Origin of the sequence: Aeromonas sp. HMWF016, from assembly GCF_963878195.1 — a bacterium.
GTDB lineage: Bacteria > Pseudomonadota > Gammaproteobacteria > Enterobacterales > Aeromonadaceae > Aeromonas > Aeromonas lacus.
In genome coordinates, this window is the sequence record NZ_CAWNWX010000065.1 from 66,828 (window position 1) to 87,055 (window position 20,228).

Genomic DNA, 20,228 nt, shown 5'->3' on the forward strand with positions numbered 1-20,228 from the left:
CGGGGCTTTCAAAAAAGATACCCCGTTTGCTGGCAAACGGGGTCTTATTGGTCGGTGATTTACCAAGGCGTGATGGGAATCGTTTTTCCCCGGGACTCAGGAGAGATCGAGTTCCTTCAGCTTGCGGGTGAGGGTGTTGCGACCCCAGCCAAGCAGACGGGCGGCCTCCTGCTTGTGGCCATGGGTGTGCTCCAGCGCCGTCTCCAGCATTATCCGTTCGAACTGGGGCATGGCATCGGCCAGGATGTCGGTCTCTCCCAGCGCCAGCTTGCTGGCCACCCACTCCTGCAACTGTTGCTGCCAGCAACCGGGCAACGCCGGTTGGCCGGGCTCGGCGTTGTGGGTGATGGGGGTAAGCAGCTCGGGGGGAAGATCGCTCACCAGCACCTCCTGACCGGAGGCCATCACGGTGAGCCAACGGCAGACGTTCTCCAGCTGGCGCACGTTGCCCGGCCAGGGCAGGCGGCTGATATAGGCCTGGGTATCCGGGTGCAGGCTCTTGGCCTCCACGTTCAGCTCTTTGGCGGCGCGCAGCAGGAAGTGACGAGCCAGCTGGGGAATATCCTCACGGCGCTCCTTGAGGGCGGGGATGTGAATGCGGATGACGTTGAGGCGGTGGAACAGATCCTCGCGAAACTCGCCATCGGCCACTCTTTTCTCCAGATTCTGGTGGGTGGCGGCGATGATCCGCACATCCACCTGCACCGGCTGGTGGCCACCGACCCGGTAGAACTGGCCATCGGCCAGCACCCGCAGCAGCCGGGTTTGCACATCCAGCGGCATGTCGCCGATCTCGTCGAGAAACAGGGTGCCGCCATCTGCTTGCTCGAAGCGGCCGTGGCGGATGTTGTTGGCACCGGTAAAGGCTCCCTTCTCGTGACCGAACAGCTCCGATTCGATGAGATCTTTCGGGATGGCCGCCATGTTGAGGGCGATGAAGTTCTTGTGGGCGCGTGGGCTGTGCTTGTGCAGGGCATGGGCAACCAGCTCCTTGCCGGTACCGCTCTGGCCGTTGATCAGCACCGAGATGCTGGATCGTGACAGGCGGCCGATGGCGCGAAACACCTCCTGCATTGCCGGCGCCTCACCGATGATCTCGGGAGTGGAGGTGGTTTCCTGCTGGCGAGCCTTGCGCTTGGTGCGCTGCTCCTTGAGGTGATTCTCGGCGCGGCGCACCAGTGTCACCGCTTCGTCGATGTCGAACGGTTTGGGCAGGTACTCGAAGGCGCCGCGCTGGTAGGCGTTGACCGCGCTGTCGAGATCCGAGTGGGCGGTCATGATGATGATGGGCAGATCGGCCTGACGGCGGTGGATCTGCTCCAGCAGGCTCAGGCCGTCGATACCCGGCATCCGGATATCGGAGAGGATCACATCGGGCGAGCGCAGCTCAAGGGCATGCAGCAGCGCTTCGCCATCGGCAAAGCTCTCGCAGTTGAACCCTTCGCTGCCGAGAGTGCGCTCCAGCACCCAGCGGATAGAGCTGTCATCGTCGACGATCCACACTTTGGCTGTCATGGTGTTCCCTTACTTGCGAAGCGGTAGAAAAATGGTGAATTCGGTGTGGCCCGGCCAGCTGATGCAGTCGATTTTCCCCTTGTGCTGGTCGATCAGGTTCTGGGCGATGGAGAGGCCAAGCCCGGTGCCGCCCTCTTTGCCGGTGATCATGGGATAGAACAGGGTGTCGCGGATGGCATCCGGAATGCCGGGGCCGTTGTCGATGATCTTGATCTCCGCCGCCAGCCGGTAGCGCTGGCCGTGGATGGTGATCTGGAACGCGGTGCGAGTCTTGATACGGATAAGCCCGGTCTGATCCCCCAGCGCTTCGGCGGCGTTGCGCACTATGTTGAGAAACGCCTGCTGCAGCTGATCCGGCTCCATCTCGAATTCGGGTATGCTGGGGTCGTAATCCCGCTCGATGCGAACCGAAGGGGGCAGCTCCAGCTCCACCAGTCGGCGTACCTGCTCCAGCACAGAGTGGACATTGTGCATCTGGTGGCGGCCGGGGCGCTGGGGGCCGAGCAGCCGATCGACGAGTACCCGCAGCCGGTCGGCCTGTTCGATGATGATGCCGGTATATTCGCGCAGGGCCGGATCCGGTAGCTCCTTTTGCAGCAGCTGGGCTGCACCGCGCAGGCCGCCGAGGGGATTCTTGATTTCGTGGGCGAGACCACGTACCAGCTCCTTGGCTGCCAGCTGCTGGGCATGCTGCTGCTGCTCCTGACTGATCTTTTTCTGCTGGTCGATCTTGCGCAGCTCCACCACCAGCAGGCGCTGTTCGTGGTCGGCCATCGGGGTGGCGCTCAGCTCTACCAGCCGCGGTTCTCCCTCTACCACCAGAGTCACTTCGCTATCGGTAAAGCCCTGCCCTGAAACGAGGCACTGTTTCAGTCGCTGCAGGTCGAGGGAGATATGTTCCAGCAGATGGGGCAGTTCGATGCCGATCAGCCTACGTTCACTGAGGGAGAGCAGCTGTTCAGCCGCCGGGTTGACGAACTGGATGCAGAGCCGCTCATCCATCAGGATCACGGCGGTCAGCAAATTATCCAAGAGTGTTTTGGCGTTGTCCGAGCGGGTTGGCACAGGTTTCTCCCTAAAACGGTGCTGTGCACCTGCAATGCACCGATATGGTGCATTGAGTTTACCCGCATCGGTGCGCTATATCACCCCTGGTTGGCTTTGGGGGTGGGTTTGGGAGCTGGATCCACGCTTGCTCTATGCAGGTAAAAGGTGACTGGAGTCGATTTAGCAAGGATCGTACCGTCTTTGGTGAGCAGTTCGAGCTGGGCCTCGTGGGCTCCGCGATCGACGTTTTCGATCCGGATCGAGAGGCTGTTGCTGACAAGGGGAGCCGCTTTGCCATCCAGTGTCAGCCGGACATCATACTGGGTGGGTGGTTTGGGGCTGATCTGGCCCTGAAAGACGATATTGCCGGTGTTGTCGCGCAGGGTGCTGCCCTGTTCCGGTGAAAGCAGGGCGATGACCAGCTTGGTCGCTTCTTTCTTCTTGTTGGCATCGGCGCCGGTCAGGGAGTTGAAGTTCTCCACCTGTACCGAACGGGGGGCACCGCTTAAGAAGGGGGCCGTGCGCAGATCGACTTCCTTTACCTTCTTGCCGGGAGGTGGTGCATCCGTATAGTGGGTGACGCCATTGCCATCGACCCAGGAGTAGACCTTGGCGGCATGCGTATCAAACGAGGTCAGCAACAGAAGGGCGACAAGCCCGATGCCATACTTGTTGTTCATCCATCTCTCCTTGACGGTATCTTGCTTAATCCTATCAGAGAAAAAACCCGCCAGATGGCGGGTTTTGTCACGATTGGGCAAGCTGGTCCGATTAACTGGACTGCTGTTCCCGGCTTAGACGGAGTAGTACAGCTCGAACTCCAGCGGGTGCGGGGTCATGCGCACACGGTCAACATCCTGCTGTTTCAGTTCCAGGTAGGAGTTGATGAAGTCATCGCTGAACACGCCACCACGGGTCAGGAACTCGCGGTCTGCATCCAGAGCGGCCAGTGCTTCGTCCAGAGAGCCGGCAACGGTCGGTACTTCTGCAGCCTCTTCCGGCGGCAGGTCGTACAGGTTCTTGTCCATGGCATCGCCCGGATGGATCTTGTTGATGATACCGTCCAGACCGGCCATCAGCTGTGCAGCGAAGGCCAGGTACGGGTTGGCAGCCGGATCCGGGAAGCGCACTTCGATACGACGGGCTTTCGGGCTCGGTACCACCGGGATACGGATGGAGGCAGAGCGGTTGCGGGCAGAGTAGGCCAGCATGACCGGTGCTTCATAACCCGGAACCAGACGCTTGTAGGAGTTGGTGGTCGGGTTGGCGAAGGCGTTGATGGCCTTGGCGTGCTTGATGATACCGCCAATGTAGTGCAGCGCCATCTCGGACAGACCGCCATACAGGTCGCCGGCGAACAGGTTGACGCCGTTCTTGGCCAGAGACTGGTGGCAGTGCATGCCGGAGCCGTTGTCACCGAACATGGGTTTCGGCATGAAGGTGACGGTCTTGTTGTAGGCGTGGGCTACGTTGTGGATCACGTACTTCAGCACCTGCACTTCGTCCGCCTTCAGCGTCAGAGTATTGAAGCGGGTAGCGATCTCGTTCTGACCGGCAGTAGCCACTTCGTGGTGGTGAGCTTCAACAACCTGGCCCATCTCTTCCAGCACCAAGCACATGGCGGCACGGATGTCCTGGGAGGAGTCAACCGGCGCAACCGGGAAGTAACCTCCTTTCACGAACGGACGGTGACCCTTGTTGCCATGCTCATAGGCAGTGCCGGAGTTCCAGGCAGCTTCTTCGGATTCGATCTTCACGAAGCTGTGGCCCATGGTATTGGAGAAGGTGATGTTGTCGAACATGAAGAATTCCGGCTCCGGCCCGAACAGCACGGTGTCAGCGATGCCGCTGGACTTCAGGAAATCTTCGGCGCGCTTGGCGATGGAGCGCGGGTCGCGGTCGTAGCCCTGCATGGTGGCAGGCTCCAGCACGTCACACACGATGTTCAGAGTGGTCTCTTCGGTGAAGGGATCCAGCTTGGCGGAGGCGGCATCCGGCATCAGTACCATGTCGGATTCGTTGATGCCTTTCCAGCCACCGATGGAGGAGCCGTCGAACATCTTGCCGTCTTCGAAGAAATCTTCATCAACCTGATGGGCAGGGATGGATACGTGCTGCTCTTTGCCCTTGGTGTCGGTAAAGCGCAGATCAACAAACTTGACTTCGTGTTCCTGGATCAGGGCCAAAACGTTCTGGACTGACATGCTAAATAACCTCCGGTGTTAAAACTCTCTGGGTGAATGCGTCGTCGTATTCACATAAGCCAGTATCGTGCCAAGTTTGTGACAGCCTGATTTCAGGGCAATCCCGTCTCGGTGGTTCCCCAAAAGCAGGCAATCTCGACTGGTGTTGCATCAAAAGGGTGCGACTGTGGATCGTTTTGGTGCACTGAAATAGTGCGCAAGATGCGGTCGCACCCCATATAAGCAGGGTTTACAGACGAGGTCTATGATCCAGATCCGTTGTCATGCGCGAATGTACTGCAATTCTGCTAGGCAGATCACAAAGGCAAGAGTACAATTAGCGCCCAATTTTACCCGGTGATTGAGGCGAGAATGTTAGAGAATTTACGCAATATTGCGATTATTGCGCACGTTGACCACGGCAAAACGACGCTGGTGGACAAACTGCTGCAGCAGTCCGGTACCCTGGACCGCTCCACGGAAGGCCAGGAACGGATCATGGACTCCAATGATCTGGAACGGGAACGTGGCATCACCATTCTCGCCAAGAACACTGCGATCCGCTGGAATGACTACCGCATCAACATCGTTGATACCCCGGGTCACGCCGACTTCGGTGGTGAAGTAGAGCGCGTACTGTCCATGGTTGACTCCGTGCTGCTGCTGGTTGACGCCGTTGACGGCCCGATGCCGCAAACCCGTTTCGTGACCCAGAAAGCGTTCGCTCAGGGTCTGAAGCCGATCGTGGTCATCAACAAGGTTGACCGTCCGGGTGCTCGTCCTGACTGGGTAATGGATCAGGTATTCGACCTGTTCGACAACCTGGGCGCAACTGACGAACAGCTGGACTTCAAAGTGGTTTACGCCTCTGCACTGAACGGTTGGGCCACCATGGATCAGGACGTCGAGTCCGAGAACATGGAGCCGCTGTTCCAGGCCATCGTCGACAACGTTGAAGCGCCGAAGGCTGATGCTGACGGTGGTTTCCAGATGCAGATCTCCCAGCTGGACTACAACTCCTACGTGGGCGTTATCGGTATCGGCCGTATCACTCGTGGTCGCGTCAAGACCAACCAGCAGGTCACCATCGTTGGTGCCGACGGCAAGACCCGCAACGGTAAAGTCGGTCAGGTGCTGGGCTATCTGGGCCTGTCCCGTACCGAAGTTGCCGATGCGCAAGCTGGCGACATCATCGCCATCACCGGTCTGGGCGAGCTGAAGATCTCCGACACCATCTGCGACAACGGTGCTGTTGAAGCGCTGCCGCCGCTCTCCGTCGACGAGCCGACCGTGAACATGACCTTCCAGGTCAACACCTCACCGTTCGCCGGTAAAGAGGGCAAGTTCGTGACCTCCCGCAACATTCTGGAGCGTCTGAACCAGGAGCTGGTCCACAACGTGGCCCTGCGCGTGGAAGAGACTGATGATCCGGACAAGTTCCGCGTATCCGGTCGTGGTGAACTGCACCTCTCCATCCTGATCGAAAACATGCGTCGCGAAGGTTACGAGCTGGCGGTATCCCGTCCGGAAGTAATCCTGCGTACCGTTGACGGCGAACTGCAAGAACCGTTCGAAACCGTTACTGTGGACGTTGAAGAAGCGCACCAGGGTTCCGTGATGGAGCAGCTGGGTCTGCGTAAGGGCGAAATGACCAACATGACCCCGGATGGCAAGGGTCGTGTCCGCCTGGACTTCATGATCCCGAGCCGTGGCCTGATCGGCTTCCAGACCGAGTTCATGACCATGACCTCCGGTACCGGTCTGCTCTACCACACCTTCGACCACTACGGTCCGCACAAGGGTGGCAGCATCGGTGAGCGTCAGAACGGCGTGCTGATCTCCAACGCTACCGGTAAGGCACTGACTTACGCCCTGTTCGGTCTGCAAGACCGCGGTCGTCTGTTCATCGGTCACGCGACCGAAGTGTACGAAGGCCAGGTGATCGGTATCCACTCCCGTTCCAACGACCTGACTGTTAACTGCCTGAAAGGCAAGCAGCTGACCAACATGCGTGCCTCCGGTACCGACGAAGCTCAGGTTCTGACTCCGCCGATCCGCATGACTCTGGAACAGGCTCTCGAGTTCATCGACAACGATGAACTGGTAGAAGTGACTCCGAAGAGCATCCGTATCCGTAAGAAGCTGTTGACCGAGCTGGATCGCAAGCGCTCTGGCCGTGGTTAATCCCATGTGCTGAGTCTCGGTAGCCCTCGCGGCTGCTGACGATTCGCTGATAGAAAGGCCCAAACCTCCGGTTTGGGCCTTTTTTTATCTGCGCTGGGCTGTTCGGTTGCACCTTGCTTTGCGGATAAACGCTGCTGCCGAGCGTGACAGGCTATCAATGGGCATTCGTTTTGGAGTTGTATCTGGCTCGCCATGGCTGGGGCTGTGGGCGTGTTCTGAAAGCAGGGCTCTGCAGATCGGAAGATGGCTTTACCGGGCCTGCTGGCAGGGGCGGGGCCTTATGAGTGAGCCAAATCAATCGCTATAAATTTAATTTATGGATTTAGCCTTAATGGCCCAACTTTATCTTATGCGAACGAATTCGGCTGCCTGAAGCACTCTGCGGCTTATGCCAGGCCGTTACAGGGCTGTGCCCGATCCGGGGGCATAAAAGACGACGCCCTCCACCGGTTGCTATCAACCGGTGGAGGGCGTCGCTACTTGCGTGTTACTGGCGCCAGAACGAGGGGAAGAACAGCACCGCGACCGTCAGGATCTCCAGTCGGCCCAGCAGCATGCCGAACGACAGCAGCCACTTGGCCGAGTCGGGCAGGCTGGCGAAGTTGGTGCTGGGGCCCACCACCGGCCCCATCCCTGGCCCCACGTTGGCAACCGCGGTGATGGAGCTGGAGATGGAGGTGAGGGGGTCGAGCCCGATGGCGGCCAGCAGCGCCGCGATCACCAGAATGATGGCGAAGTAGGCCAGCACGAAGGAGATCATCGAGCGGATGATGGCGTCGTTGACCGTCCGGCCGTTGTACTTCTGGGGAAATACGCCGGAGGGGTGCATCAGCTGGCGCATCTGCTTCTTGAACAGGGCAAAGGCCACCTGTACCCGGAAGATCTTGAGGCCGCCCGCAGTCGAGCCCGAGCAGGCGCCAAGCGCCAGCAGCACGATGAAGGTGATGCTGGCCAGCGGCCCCCAGGTGCCGAAGTCACCGAGGCCAAAGCCCGTGGTGGTGAGCACCGAGACGATGTTGAAGCAGCTGATGCGCAGGGCATCCCAGAAGTCGAACAGGTTCCGCTCCCACAGATAGAAGGTCATGATGACGGTGACCCACACCACCAGCCAGAAGAAGCCGCGCACCTGGGCATCCTTGAACAGGCTGTAATCCCGGTGGTTGAGGCTCTGCACGTAGAGCAGGAAGGGCAGGCCGCCGAGGAACATGAACAGGGTGCCAATCCAGTGTGCCGAGTTGGAGAAGTGGGACATGGATTGATCGGAGGTGGAGTAGCCGCCGGTACTGAGGGTGGTCATCGAGTGGTTGATCGCCTCGAACAGCGTCATGCCGCTGGCCCAGTAGGCCATCATGCAGAGCATGGAGAGCACCAGATAGACCACTACGATGTTGTTGGCGACCGTCTTGGCCCGTGGCGCACTTTTATCCGACCAGTCCGAGCTCTCGGTCTGGAACAGCTTCATGCCGCCGACGTTGAGGTAGGGCAGCACCGCCACCGCCATCACGATAAAGCCGACCCCGCCCAACCACTGCAGGATGGAGCGCCACAGCAGGATGCTGTGAGCCATGTTGTCGAGGCCGGAGAGCACGGTAGAGCCAGTGGTAGTTACCCCGGACATGGTCTCGAAGTAGGCGTCGGTAAAGTTGATGTGGGTGATGAAGACAAAGGGCAAGGCGCCGAAGATACAGGCCACCACCCAGACCGAGGTGGTGAGCAGGAACATCTCCCGCACTCCCAGATGGAACTCCGCCTTGCGTCCGTAATGGAGGCAGAGCAGGGCGGCGCCGTGGGTGATGAGCACCGATTTGAGAAACTCGACGAACCCCTCGGAACCGGTCAGCAGGGCCAGCAGGGTCGGCAGCCACATGAAGAGCGCCAGCTTGGAGAGCACCAGCCCGAGAGTAAAGATGATGGGACGCAGCTTGATCATGTTCGATAACCTGGTCGGTGATTGAAAAAAGACCCGGACCATCCCTCTGGTGGGGCTGAGCCGGGTCTGGCGTGACAGTGAGCGGCCATGGGCCCGTTACAGGAAGAAGGGGCTGGGCTGGAATAGCCGTTCCACTTCCGGGATGTACTTCTTGTCCACCAGGAACATGACCACGTGGTCATCCTGCTGGATCCTGGTGCGATCGTGAGCGATCAGCACCTCATCCCCGCGCACCACGGCACCGATAGTGGTGCCCGGCGGCAGCTTGAGCTCGCCCACCGTCTTGCCGACCACCTTGGAGGTGTTCTCGTCGCCGTGGGCAATCGCCTCGATCGCCTCGGCGGCGCCGCGGCGCAGACTGTAGACGTTGGCGATATCGGCCCGGCGCACGTGGGTCAGCAGGGCCGAGATAGTGGCCTGCTGCGGCGAGATGGCGATATCGATGGAACCGCCCTGCACCAGATCGACGTAGGCGCCGCGCTGGATCAGCACCATGGTCTTCTTGGCGCCCATCTTCTTGGCGAGCAGCGCCGACATGATGTTGGCCTCATCCTCGTTGGTGACGGCGATGAAGACGTCGATCTGGTCGATATGTTCCTCGGCCAGCAACTCCTGATCCGCTGCATCGCCGCAGAAGACGATGGTGTTCTCCAGCAGTTCGGAGAGCTGCTCCGCCCGCTTCTGGTTACGTTCAATGAGCTTGACGCTGTAGCGCTTCTCCAGCTGACGGGCGAGACCGGCACCGATGTTGCCACCACCGACGATCATGATGCGACGGTAGGGGCTCTCGAGGCGCTGCAGCTCCGACATCACGGCGCGGATATGGCCCGCGGCGGCGACAAAGAAGACCTCGTCATCCGCTTCGATGATGGTGGTGCCTTGCGGGCGGATCGGGCGGCCCTGACGGAAGATGGCCGCCACCCGGGTCTCGATGTTGGGCATGTGCTCGCGCAGGGTGGAGAGGGCATTGCCCACCAGCGGGCCGCCGTAGTAGGCCTTGACCGCCACCAGACCGACGCGACCTCCTGCGAAATCAACCACTTGCAGGGCACCCGGATACTCGATCAAACGACGCACATAGTCGGTCACCAGTTGCTCCGGCGCGATCAGGTGATCCACCGGCACCGATTCGGGCAGGAACAGACGATCCCGCTCGGTCAGATAGGCGGGCGAGCGGATCCGCGCCACCTTGTTCGGGGTGTTGAACAGGGAGTAGGCCACCTGACAGGCGATCATGTTGGTCTCGTCACTGTTGGTGACGGCGACCAGCATGTCGGCATCCTGAGCCCCCGCTTCGCGCAGCACCTTGGGGTGAGCGCCATGGCCGTTGACTACCCGCAGGTCAAACTTGTCCTGCAGTTCGCGCAGGCGCTCGCTGTCGGTATCGACGATGGTGATGTCGTTGTTCTCTCCGGCCAGGTTCTCGGCCAGAGTGCCGCCGACCTGGCCGGCTCCCAAAATGATGATTTTCATAGGGAACGTCTACTCACGTTGAGGCAGTAAAGGGGCATTCCGCCAGCATGGCGATTGCCCCGGAAGAAGCATGTCAGCGTCACAGCTTGACCAGCTTGGCGTAGTAGAAGCCATCCATCTCGGCTTCACCCGGCAGGAACTGGCGACCCGGGCAATCCGGGGTGTCCTGTTCGTGCAACGGTACCAATTTGGCATCTTTGGTCGCGGCAAGGAAGGCGCGGATCTGTTCGCGGTTCTCTTCCGGCAGGACGGAGCAGGTGGCGTAGAGCAGGGTGCCGCCGCTCTTCAGCTTGCCCCAGAGGGCGCTCAGAATGCGGCGTTGCAGCTCGGCCAGCTCGCGGATGTCCTGATCGCGGCGCAACCACTTGATGTCGGGGTGGCGACGGATAACGCCGGTGGCGGAGCAGGGGGCATCCAGCAGGATGCGGTCGAACTGGCCCTCCGGCCACCACTGTTCCGGTGCCGCGGCATCGCCGTGGATCACCTTGGCATTCAGGCCGATGCGATCCAGGTTCTCCTGCACCCGCTTGAGGCGGTTCTCGTCGGCATCGACGGCGACTACGCCGGCCAGCTTGGGCTGACGCTCCAGCAGGTGGGCAGTCTTGCCGCCGGGGGCGGCGCAGGCATCCAGCACCCACTCACCCGGTTGCGGGTCGAGCAGGGCGGCGGCCTGTTGTGCTGCGCCATCCTGTACCGAGCAGTCGCCGACCTCGAAGCCGGGCAGCTTGGTCACGTCGCAGGGACGTTCCAGCAGGATGCAATCCTCACCCTCTTCACCGGCCACCGCATTGATGCCGGCTTCGGCCATGCGGGCCAGCATCTGCTCGCGGCTCTGGCGCTGGCTGTTGTTGCGGATCCACATGGGGGGGCGCTGGTTGTTCGCCTCCATGATGAATTCCCACTCATCGGGATAGGCCTGACGCAGGCGCTTGGTGAGCCACTCGGGGTGACCGAGGCGCACGCTCGGCACGCGGTCGATACGCAGCAGAATCACTTCGGCGCTGCGCTGGAAGTTGCGCAGCACGCCGTTGATGAGGCCACGCAGGGAGGTGCCCTTGAGCAGCTTGACCGCGTTGACGGTCTCGGCCACTGCAGCGTGAGCCGGAATGCGGGTGTAGATGAGCTGGTAGAGGCCGACCAGGATGAGGTAGTGGAAGATGCGGCTCTTGTTCTTGAGCGGCTTGTCCATCATCTCGCCGACCGCCGCATCAAGGCGGGGCAGCCAGCGCAGGGTACCGTAGCAGAGTTCTTGCAGGAGGGCGCGATCGCGGGGCGCAACCTTCTCCTGGGCAGCAGGCAGAACGGCGGAGAGGGACTGGCCCTGATCCAGCACCTGTTGAATAACGAGAGCAGCCTGTGCGCGTGTTTTCATAGTGTTACCTTAGATGCGCAAGTCGGGGCCTGGGCCCCGCTTGTGTCAATTCAATCCAGTTCAATTCAATTGCGTGCCGGGTTCAAACCAGTCGCGGCGAGAGTTGAGCAGATCCGTCACGGACATCGCCTTCTTGCCGGGCGGCTGCAGGGTCAGCAGGCGCAGTACCCCTTTGCCGGTGGCGATATCGATCCCCTGCTTGTCGGCCTTGAGCAGGGTTCCGGCGTTCTGGCCATGGTCGCTGTCGATGACGGCGGCTTGCCATACCTTGACGGTCTGGTCAGCCACTTCGAACCAGCTGATAGGCCAGGGATTGAAGGCGCGGATGCAGCGCTCGATGGCAACGGCGTCCATCGACCAGTCGATGCGGGCCTCTTCCTTGGAGAGCTTCTCGGCGTAGTTGGCCAGCGCATCGTCCTGCACTTCGGCCGCGGTGTCGCCGGCGGCCATGGCGTCGATGGTGTCGACCAGCGCCTGCGGGCCCAGCTCGGCCAGCTTGTCATAGAGGCTGGCGGAGGTCTCGTCGGCGGCGATGGGGCAGGTCACTTTGCGGATCATGGCGCCGGTATCCAGCCCCACATCCATCTGCATGATGGTGACGCCGGTTTCGGCATCGCCCGCCCAGATGGAGCGCTGGATCGGTGCGGCACCGCGCCAGCGTGGCAGCAGGGAGCCATGGACGTTGATGCAACCCAGACGCGGGGTATCGAGCACGGCCTTGGGCAGGATCAGGCCATAGGCCACCACGACCATCAGGTCGGCGCCAAGGGCTGCCAGCTCGGCTTGTGCCTCTTCCTTGCGCAGGCTAGCCGGTTGATAAACCGGCAGATTATGAGTCAGCGCCAGCTCTTTGACCGGGCTGGCGGTGAGCTTCTGGCCGCGACCGGCGGGCTTGTCCGGCTGGGTATAAACGGCGACGACCTCGTGGTCGGAAGACAACAACGCCGCCAGGTGACGGGCGGCGAAGTCGGGAGTACCGGCAAAAATCAGTTTCAACTTATTCAACGGGGCAGATCCTCAGAGGGCTTTGCGATCTTCACGGGCCATCTTTTCCAGCTTCTGACGAATGCGCTGGCGCTTGAGCGGGGACAGGTAATCCACAAACAGCTTGCCCATCAGGTGATCCATCTCGTGCTGGATGCAGATGGCGAGCAGGTCGTCCGTTTCCAGTTCAAACGGCTTGCCATGGCGATCCAGCGCGCGGATCTTGATCTGTTCGGCGCGCGGCACCAGAGCACGGCTGCCCGGCACGGAGAGGCAACCCTCTTCGATGCCGGTGCTGCCACACTGGGAGATGACTTCCGGATTGATCAATACCAGAGGGTCTTCACGGTTTTCAGAGACATCGATCACTATGATGCGCTGATGAATGTCCACCTGTGTTGCAGCCAGGCCGATGCCTTCCTCTGCGTACATGGTTTCGAACATATCATCTACAATTTGCTGTAACTCGGGTGTAAAGGTCTCGACAGGGGCTGCGACGGTGCGCAAGCGCTCATCGGGAAAACGCAATACATCTAGAATGGCCATAGTTTTTTCTTTAGTTTCGTATAAATGCAGTCAATATTGGCGTAATTCTAGTCATTTACGCCGACAAAAAACAGCAACACTTTGCGCGCAGAAGTAACAGGGAGTGTTATGTATCTGAAGCGAACCATCCTGGCCTGTCTGCTGGTTGCCGCGAGCCCGACTCTGCTGGCCGACCAGCTGCGGCTTAAAACCGGCTATCCCGAGAGCTATGTCGTGCAAAAAGGTGACACATTGTGGGATATCTCCGGCAAATATCTCTCTGAGCCCTGGCTCTGGCCCCGTCTCTGGAATATCAATCCGCAGATTGCCAACCCGCACTGGATCTACCCGGGTGACGTGCTGCAACTGAGCTGGGTCAATGGCGAACCCCGTCTTGGCAAGGCGATGCAAGGGGGCAAGCAGGTCATCCGCCTGAGCCCGAAAAACCGCTACGAGAGCAAAGCCAATCCCATTCCCACCCTTCCCATCAGCGAGATAGGCCCGTTTTTGCAGACCGACCATATTCTTGCCAACGCTCAGCAGGGGAAGAAACTGCCCTATCTGCTGGGGTCGGATGAAAAACACATCGGCATGCTGGAGGGGGACACCCTCTATGTGCAGGGGACTTTGACCCCTGGCCAGATGTATGGTGTGTACCACCCCGGCGCAATCTATAAGGATCGCGATACGGGCGAACTGCTTGGGCAGGAGGCCGTGCTAACCGGTATCGTTCGCGCAGTGGCGCGCCTGGATGGTGATCGCACCGAAGTGACTCTGACTCACAACCAGAGGGAGGTGTTGCAGGGTGACAAGGTGATGCCGCTACCCGAGCAGGAGAGCATGCCTGCCGTATTCATGCCAAAGGCGGCTCCTGCCATCCAGCCGGGCTATATCGTCGACCTGCCAAGCAAGGCGCGAGGCGGCGGCAAGTTCGATGTGGTGCTCATCAACAAAGGGAGTCGGGATCAGCTGTCGGCGGGTGATGTGCTCGATATTCGCCGTCCCGGTGCGGCACTGGTGACCAAGAACGGTACTGTCCAGTACAAAGAGCTATCGTCGGGCTACAACAAGGTGTTTTACAGCAGCAACAAAAAGGCGCCACTGCCTTCCGAAGCGATTGCCCGGGTCATGCTGTTCAAGGTATATGACAAGCTGAGTTACGGCCTCATCATGCAGAGCAAGGACATGGTGAGTACTGGTTATCAGGTAACTCACTTCTGACCGTGCACTATTCCGACGAGCGCCTTGCCCTCTGGCTTTCGCTGGATGCTGTCGCCGGTATCGGCCCGGTAACAGTAGCCCGTCTGCTGGAGCGGGTTGGCGGCGATATTCAGCAGCTGTTTCAGTGTGACGAAACGCAGTTGCACCAGATGGGGCTGTCGCCAGAGCAGATCCGCCAATTGCGCTGGCCATCACCTGTTGTCGAGCAGAGCCTGATGTGGGCGACCCAGCCCGGCAATACCCTGCTCCCGCAGGATCATTCCGCTTACCCTCCCTTGCTCAGGGAGATCCCTGCCGCCCCCTTGCTGCTCTACTGCCGTGGTGAGCTTGCAGCGCTGTCCCTTCCACAGCTGGCGATGGTGGGAACCCGCCATCCAACCTATGCAGGCAAGGATAATGCAGCCCGTCTTTGTAGCGAGCTGGTTGGTTGCAGTTTGGCGATCACCTCGGGTCTGGCGCTTGGCATCGATGGCGTCTGCCATCAGCAGGCCTTGGCCGCCGGAGGCATGACCCTGGCGGTGCTGGGGTCAGGGCTGGATCAGCTCTATCCCAAACGTCATCAAGCGCTGGCGGCGGCGATACTCGAGCGGGGCGGCGTATTGATTTCCGAGCTGGCGCCGGACAAAGGGCCGCTGGCTGAACATTTTCCCCGCCGCAACCGTATCATCAGTGGCTTATCCCTTGGCACTCTGGTGGTTGAGGCAACCGAGCAGAGTGGCTCGCTCATTACGGCGCGCTATGCGCTGGAGCAGGGCCGCGAGGTATTTGCGGTGCCCGGTGCGCCGCAAAACGGGCAGGCAACCGGGTGCAATAAATTAATTCAGCAGGGGGCCAAACTTGTGTTGAGTGCGGCCGATATAGTGGAAGAGCTGCCCGAATGGGCAGTGCGATTGCCGGAACCGGTCGTATCATCTGAGCAATCGCATAATAGCGAATTGCCTTATGCAGATTTGTTGGATAACGTAGATTACGAGACCACAAGTGTGGATACCGTCGCCGAGCGGGCCCAGCTTCCTGTTGAAGTGGTATTAGGCAGGTTGGTAGAGCTGGAGCTGGCCGGAGCAGTGATGGCGGTCGCCGGTGGATACGTCAGAGCGAGGAGGGTGAATCATGTTTGATGTATTGATGTACCTTTTCGAGACCTACATCCACAGCGATGCAGATGTGATGGTCGAGCAGAATGAACTCACCGACGAGCTGAGCCGTGCCGGCTTCGACAAGGAAGAGATCGACAAGGCGCTGACTTGGCTGGAGCGGCTGGCCAATCTGCATGACAGCGAGCGGGAGGTCTATGTAGCCGCCAGCGCGCAAGGCTCTATGCGAATCTATGCTCCGCAAGAGCTGGCTCGTCTCAGCACCGAGTGCCGCGGTTTCCTGCTGTTTTTGGAACAGGCTCAGGTGCTTAACGCCGAGACCCGCGAGATTTGCATCGAGCGCCTGCTTGAGCTGGATAAGCCGGACATCGAGCTGGATGACCTCAAGTGGGTCGTCATGATGGTACTATTCAACGTGCCGGGCAGTGAAAATGCCTACCAGCAGATGGAAGAGCTGGTGTTTGACGAGTCAGACGGCGTCATTCACTGACAGTCCGGTGCCGCGCTGGTAGAATTCAGACCATCTGGATTTCAAGGCGCGGCCCATGTCAAAAATCGATCATCACCTCTTTTCAGCCCACGAAAATGCCTTCGAGCGCGAGCCGTGCCTGCAGTGCGGGGCCGAGCTGGTGATCCGTCAGGGCAAGCATGGCCCCTTTCTCGGTTGTTCTGCCTACCCCGCCTGTGACTATATTCGCTCCCTGACGCCATCCGGCCGCGATATCGAGAAGGTGCTCGAGGGCTCAGCCTGTCCTGAATGCGGTCAGCCGCTGGCGATCAAGAAGGGGCGTTATGGTCTGTTTGTCGGCTGTACTCACTATCCGGCCTGCCAGCATATCGAATCCCTGCAGGAGAGCGACGATACCCAGATCCTCTGTCCGGAGTGTGGCAAGGGCCATCTGGTAAGCCGCACCTCCCGCTACGGCAAGCAATTTTACTCCTGTGATGGTTATCCCCATTGCAAATATGTGGTGAATGACAAGCCGATCCCGATGCCTTGCCCGGAGTGTGGCTGGGGGATCATGGTCGAGAAAAAGGTGAGGGGAACGCTGCGCTGGGTCTGTCCGCAAAAGAAATGCGGCCATCAAAGTGAGCGGGTATAATCCCGCCGCCTTAAGCGAATTCAAACGTTTTCGGTGAACTTCAACCCCCCACTTGGAGTAAGGAAATTCCCACCATGAATAAACCCTTTGTTGCCGTATTGATGGGCTCTGATTCTGATTTTCCCGTGATGCAAACCACCCTTGAGGTGCTCAAGTCGTTTGATATCACAGTGGAAGTCAAAGTGACTTCAGCCCACCGGACTCCGGCTGCGACCCACCAGTATGTGACCGATGCCGAGGCCCGTGGCTGCAAGGTATTTATCTGTGCTGCCGGTCTGGCTGCCCATCTGGCAGGGGCAGTTGCAGGTATCACCACGCGTCCCGTGATCGGGGTGCCAATCGATGGTGGCCCGCTGAAAGGGCTGGATGCACTGCTCTCTACCGTGCAGATGCCGGGCGGCGTACCGGTAGCGACCGTTGCCATCGGCAAGGCGGGCGCGAAGAATGCCGGATATCTGGCTGCCCAGCTGCTGGCTGTCGCTGATGACGAGCTGGCCGCAAGAGTGCGTGCCGAACGCCAGAAGAGCGCCGAAGAGGTGATGGCGAAAGATGCTGCCCTGCAGGCGCAGCTCAAGTAAGTTTCAAGGTGGCCGCCTGTTGCACGGTGCTTCTCTCCGGAATGCCGGGTTTGCAGCGGCGGCCATTGTGTTGATAGCAACCCAATGATGAGGCGGCAGCTGGACTGCCGCATTTTTTCTGATGCAAAACGAATTTGAACAAGCGGTTGCCGCGCTCAACAACGAAGGGGTGATCGCCTATGCAACCGAGGCGGTCTTCGGTCTGGGTTGTGATCCGGATTCTGAACTGGCCGTGCAGCGTCTGCTCGATATCAAGCAGCGCCCGGTGGAGAAGGGCTTGATCCTGATTGCGGCCGAACTGGGGCAACTGCTCGATTATATCGACCTGAGTCAACTCACTGCAGAGCAGCTGGCTCGGGTTGAGGCCAGCTGGCCAGGCCCTTTTACCTGGATCATGCCTGCCAAGCCCGACACTCCCTCATGGCTGACCGGTCAGTTCGATACGCTGGCAGTGCGGGTCACGGCGCATCCGCAGGTACAAGGGCTGTGTCGGGCCTTTGGCAAGCCGCTGGTCTCTACCAGTGCCAACCTGACTGGCGAAGAGCCGGCTCGCCGCGTGGCCGATATCGGCGAACTGCTGGCAAGCAAGCTGGCCTATATCCTGCCGGGTGAGGTGGGTGGACAAGCCAACCCCTCCGAAATCAAGGATGCCAGAAGCGGCGCAATCATCCGCCCTTCCTGAGTGGCAGACCGCTTTGCGGCCATGCCGGCGGGCTAGCCCGCCTGTAATATCACTATAAAAAATGAGCGGGACTCTGTAGATCCCGCCTGAGCTGGAGACAAGATGAGCAAACCGGATGTGGCCCGGGTCAAGGCCTTTCTGCTGCAGTTGCAGGACGAGATCTGCCGTGGCCTGGAGCAGGCCGATGGCAGCGGACACTTTGTGGAAGATGCTTGGAGCCGTGAAGGCGGTGGTGGTGGGCGTACCCGCGTGCTGCGCCATGGTGCAGTGATCGAGCAGGGTGGGGTCAACTTCTCCCATGTGTATGGGGATGCCATGCCGGCTTCTGCCACCGCTCATCGACCCGAACTGGCCGGTCGCAAGTTCGAGGCGATGGGGGTCTCTCTGGTGATCCATCCGCACAACCCCTATGTGCCGACCAGCCATGCCAACGTCCGTTTCTTCATTGCCGAGAAAGAGGGCGAAGAGCCCATCTGGTGGTTTGGCGGTGGTTTTGACCTGACGCCTTTCTATCCGTTCGAAGAGGATGTTCGCCACTGGCATCAGGTTTCTCATGACCTCTGTCAGCCGTTTGGCGCAGATATCTATCCGGAATTCAAATCCTGGTGCGATCGCTACTTCTTCCTCAAGCATCGGGACGAGACGCGCGGCGTCGGTGGCCTCTTTTTCGACGACCTGAATCGCTGGCCCTTTGCCGACAGCTTCGCCTTTATGCAGGCGGTGGGTAACGGCTACCTTGCGGCCTATCTGCCGATTATCGAGCGACGCAAAGATCTTGCTTATGGCGAGCGGGAGCGGGAATTCCAGCTCTATCGTCGCGGACGTTATGTGGAGTTCAATCTGGTGTTCGATCGGGGCACCCTGTTCGGGTTGCAAACCGGTGGCCGTACTGAGTCGATCCTGATGTCGATGCCGCCACTGGCTCGCTGGGAGTATGACTGGCAACCGGCAGCAGGCAGTCCGGAAGCCTTGCTCTACAGCGATTACCTCAAGCCACGCGAGTGGTTGTGAACGAAGGGGCCATAACGGCCCCTTTTTGTTGGCCGATATTCGACTTGTTCCTGCAGGGGAAAAACCGTTAAATCGGGAGATTGCCCTATAAAGGAACTGTTTGATGGATCGTTATCTGGTTTTTGGCCACCCAGTGCGCCACAGTAAATCCCCTTTCATTCACACCCTGTTTGCCAGACAGACCCAGCAAGAGCTGGAGTATGGGCTGGCTGAACCTGCGGTGGATGAATTTGCCCGCACTCTGCGGGACTTCTTTGCTCGGGGCGGCAAGGGCTGCAACGTCACCGTGCCGTTCAAGGAACAGGCATTCGCGCTGGTTGATCGGCTGAGCCCAAGGGCCAAACGGGCGGGGGCAGTCAATACCATCAAACTGACCGATGACGGTGTGCTGCTTGGGGATAACACCGATGGTGCCGGGCTGGTGGCGGATCTCAAGGCACATGGTGTGACATTGACCGGCAGCCGTATCCTGCTGCTGGGGGCTGGAGGAGCCGCTCGAGGTGCTCTGGCACCGCTGCTGGCCGAGCATCCGGCCGAGGTGGTGATCGTCAACCGCACCCATGCCCGGGCTGAACAACTGGCTGCCGAATTCCACGATCTGGGTAGTGTCAGTGCCTTGACGTATGAACAGCTGTCCGGTCATTTCGATCTTGTTGTTAATTCCACGTCTGCCAGTCTGCAGGGTGAGCTGCCGCCGCTGGCTCCCGGTCTGATCCACGCCGATATTGCCATCTACGACATGATGTATGGTGCAACGGATACCCCCTTCATTGGTTGGGCCAAGCAACATGGGGCCCGTCAAACCATGGATGGGCTTGGCATGCTGGTCGAACAGGCTGCCGAGGCGTTTACCGTGTGGCGTGGAATCCGTCCCGGGACTAAACAGGTATTGAGAGAGTTGAAGCGTAACTTGGGGGTGATATGAACCAGGGTATTCTGTTTCCTGATCTGATGGAGTGGCAGGCCCAGGAGATGCGGTTGCATTTTCCTGCCCAGCAGATGGGGGCTCTGATCAACTGCTATATCAGTCTGCGTCGGTTGGAGAAGATGACTGGCCTGGCTTTGAGCCGAGAGGATGATATCCTGCGAGCATTCGAAAGCGTGCGTTTTGATATCGAGGATTTGGCAGAAAAACTCATTGAAGAACAATCATTTGCTGAAGATGGTGCCATCTATCTGTAGATCTTCAAAGTTTTTTTCCTTTGCGGCGGAACTTCGTCGATTTTCTGCTGACTAACTTGATAGTTGAGGAAGTGCTAGCTAGTCACCTTTATAACTCCCCGGTATTCGTACTGGGGATTTTTTTATCTGTTTGAAATAAAAGTG

Annotated in this window: 19 protein-coding genes; 10 read left to right on the forward strand and 9 right to left on the reverse strand. The window is 59.5% G+C overall.

Annotation, left to right across the window (positions count from 1 at the left end):
* Nucleotides 1-96: 96 nt before the first annotated feature.
* The 4 genes from glnG to glnA form a co-directional block, all read right to left on the reverse strand.
* On the reverse strand, nt 97-1,515 hold the full coding sequence (glnG, locus tag AACS24_RS09630; RefSeq protein WP_108573382.1) for a nitrogen regulation protein NR(I): 1,419 nt from the start codon (nt 1,513-1,515) through the stop codon (nt 97-99).
* 9 nt (nt 1,516-1,524) lie between these two features.
* Nucleotides 1,525-2,580 (reverse strand): nitrogen regulation protein NR(II), encoded by a 1,056-nt coding sequence (gene glnL, locus AACS24_RS09635; RefSeq protein ID WP_108573384.1) that lies wholly within the window; start codon nt 2,578-2,580, stop codon nt 1,525-1,527.
* An 80-nt stretch (nt 2,581-2,660) separates the two neighbouring features.
* Nucleotides 2,661-3,242: a DUF4124 domain-containing protein gene (locus tag AACS24_RS09640; RefSeq protein ID WP_108573386.1), complete on the reverse strand. Its 582-nt coding sequence runs from the start codon at nt 3,240-3,242 to the stop codon at nt 2,661-2,663.
* Between the two features lie 114 nt (nt 3,243-3,356).
* Nucleotides 3,357-4,766, reverse strand: coding sequence for a glutamate--ammonia ligase (glnA, locus tag AACS24_RS09645; protein WP_041209494.1), 1,410 nt, complete (start codon nt 4,764-4,766; stop codon nt 3,357-3,359).
* Nucleotides 4,767-5,117: 351 nt separating this feature from the next.
* On the opposite strand from glnA, the gene typA reads away from it, so the two are divergent.
* Nucleotides 5,118-6,929: a translational GTPase TypA gene (typA, locus tag AACS24_RS09650; protein ID WP_033114768.1), complete on the forward strand. Its 1,812-nt coding sequence runs from the start codon at nt 5,118-5,120 to the stop codon at nt 6,927-6,929.
* A 487-nt stretch (nt 6,930-7,416) separates the two neighbouring features.
* Here the strand turns inward: typA and AACS24_RS09655 are convergent, their stop codons facing one another.
* The 5 genes from AACS24_RS09655 to def all read right to left on the reverse strand — a co-directional run bounded on the left by AACS24_RS09655 (nt 7,417) and on the right by def (nt 13,234).
* Nucleotides 7,417-8,859 carry a TrkH family potassium uptake protein gene (locus tag AACS24_RS09655; RefSeq protein WP_108573388.1) on the reverse strand — a complete coding sequence of 481 codons (1,443 nt, stop codon included), beginning with the start codon at nt 8,857-8,859 and terminating at the stop codon, nt 7,417-7,419.
* A gap of 96 nt (nt 8,860-8,955) precedes the next feature.
* Nucleotides 8,956-10,332, reverse strand: a complete 1,377-nt coding sequence (gene trkA, locus AACS24_RS09660) for a Trk system potassium transporter TrkA (protein ID WP_033114770.1) — start codon at nt 10,330-10,332, stop codon at nt 8,956-8,958.
* Nucleotides 10,333-10,411: 79 nt separating this feature from the next.
* Complete coding sequence (gene rsmB / locus AACS24_RS09665) at nt 10,412-11,704, reverse strand: 16S rRNA (cytosine(967)-C(5))-methyltransferase RsmB (RefSeq protein ID WP_108573390.1); 1,293 nt, start codon at nt 11,702-11,704, stop codon at nt 10,412-10,414.
* Nucleotides 11,705-11,764: 60 nt separating this feature from the next.
* Complete coding sequence (gene fmt, locus AACS24_RS09670; protein ID WP_108573392.1) at nt 11,765-12,709, reverse strand: methionyl-tRNA formyltransferase; 945 nt, start codon at nt 12,707-12,709, stop codon at nt 11,765-11,767.
* A 12-nt stretch (nt 12,710-12,721) separates the two neighbouring features.
* Nucleotides 12,722-13,234, reverse strand: a complete 513-nt coding sequence (gene def, locus AACS24_RS09675; RefSeq protein ID WP_041209500.1) for a peptide deformylase — start codon at nt 13,232-13,234, stop codon at nt 12,722-12,724.
* Nucleotides 13,235-13,342: 108 nt separating this feature from the next.
* Here def and AACS24_RS09680 point away from each other — a divergent pair, with 108 nt between their 5' ends.
* The 9 genes from AACS24_RS09680 to AACS24_RS09720 all read left to right on the forward strand — a co-directional run bounded on the left by AACS24_RS09680 (nt 13,343) and on the right by AACS24_RS09720 (nt 20,084).
* Nucleotides 13,343-14,434: a LysM peptidoglycan-binding domain-containing protein gene (locus AACS24_RS09680; protein WP_108573394.1), complete on the forward strand. Its 1,092-nt coding sequence runs from the start codon at nt 13,343-13,345 to the stop codon at nt 14,432-14,434.
* A gap of 2 nt (nt 14,435-14,436) precedes the next feature.
* Nucleotides 14,437-15,552 (forward strand): DNA-processing protein DprA, encoded by a 1,116-nt coding sequence (gene dprA, locus AACS24_RS09685; protein WP_108573395.1) that lies wholly within the window; start codon nt 14,437-14,439, stop codon nt 15,550-15,552.
* Nucleotides 15,545-16,018 (forward strand): DUF494 family protein, encoded by a 474-nt coding sequence (locus AACS24_RS09690; RefSeq protein WP_041209503.1) that lies wholly within the window; start codon nt 15,545-15,547, stop codon nt 16,016-16,018. Before dprA ends, AACS24_RS09690 begins: the two co-directional genes overlap by 8 nt.
* Nucleotides 16,019-16,073: 55 nt before the next feature.
* On the forward strand, nt 16,074-16,631 hold the full coding sequence (locus AACS24_RS09695; RefSeq protein ID WP_108573397.1) for a DNA topoisomerase family protein: 558 nt from the start codon (nt 16,074-16,076) through the stop codon (nt 16,629-16,631).
* 74 nt (nt 16,632-16,705) lie between these two features.
* Nucleotides 16,706-17,209: a 5-(carboxyamino)imidazole ribonucleotide mutase gene (purE, locus tag AACS24_RS09700; protein ID WP_108573399.1), complete on the forward strand. Its 504-nt coding sequence runs from the start codon at nt 16,706-16,708 to the stop codon at nt 17,207-17,209.
* Nucleotides 17,210-17,330: 121 nt separating this feature from the next.
* Nucleotides 17,331-17,891, forward strand: a complete 561-nt coding sequence (locus tag AACS24_RS09705) for a Sua5/YciO/YrdC/YwlC family protein (protein WP_108573401.1) — start codon at nt 17,331-17,333, stop codon at nt 17,889-17,891.
* Nucleotides 17,892-17,993: 102 nt separating this feature from the next.
* Nucleotides 17,994-18,902, forward strand: a complete 909-nt coding sequence (gene hemF, locus AACS24_RS09710; RefSeq protein WP_108573403.1) for an oxygen-dependent coproporphyrinogen oxidase — start codon at nt 17,994-17,996, stop codon at nt 18,900-18,902.
* A gap of 103 nt (nt 18,903-19,005) precedes the next feature.
* Nucleotides 19,006-19,827 carry a shikimate dehydrogenase gene (gene aroE / locus AACS24_RS09715; protein WP_108573405.1) on the forward strand — a complete coding sequence of 274 codons (822 nt, stop codon included), beginning with the start codon at nt 19,006-19,008 and terminating at the stop codon, nt 19,825-19,827.
* Nucleotides 19,824-20,084, forward strand: coding sequence for a DUF1488 family protein (locus tag AACS24_RS09720; RefSeq protein ID WP_108573407.1), 261 nt, complete (start codon nt 19,824-19,826; stop codon nt 20,082-20,084). Before aroE ends, AACS24_RS09720 begins: the two co-directional genes overlap by 4 nt.
* Nucleotides 20,085-20,228: the final 144 nt, after the last annotated feature.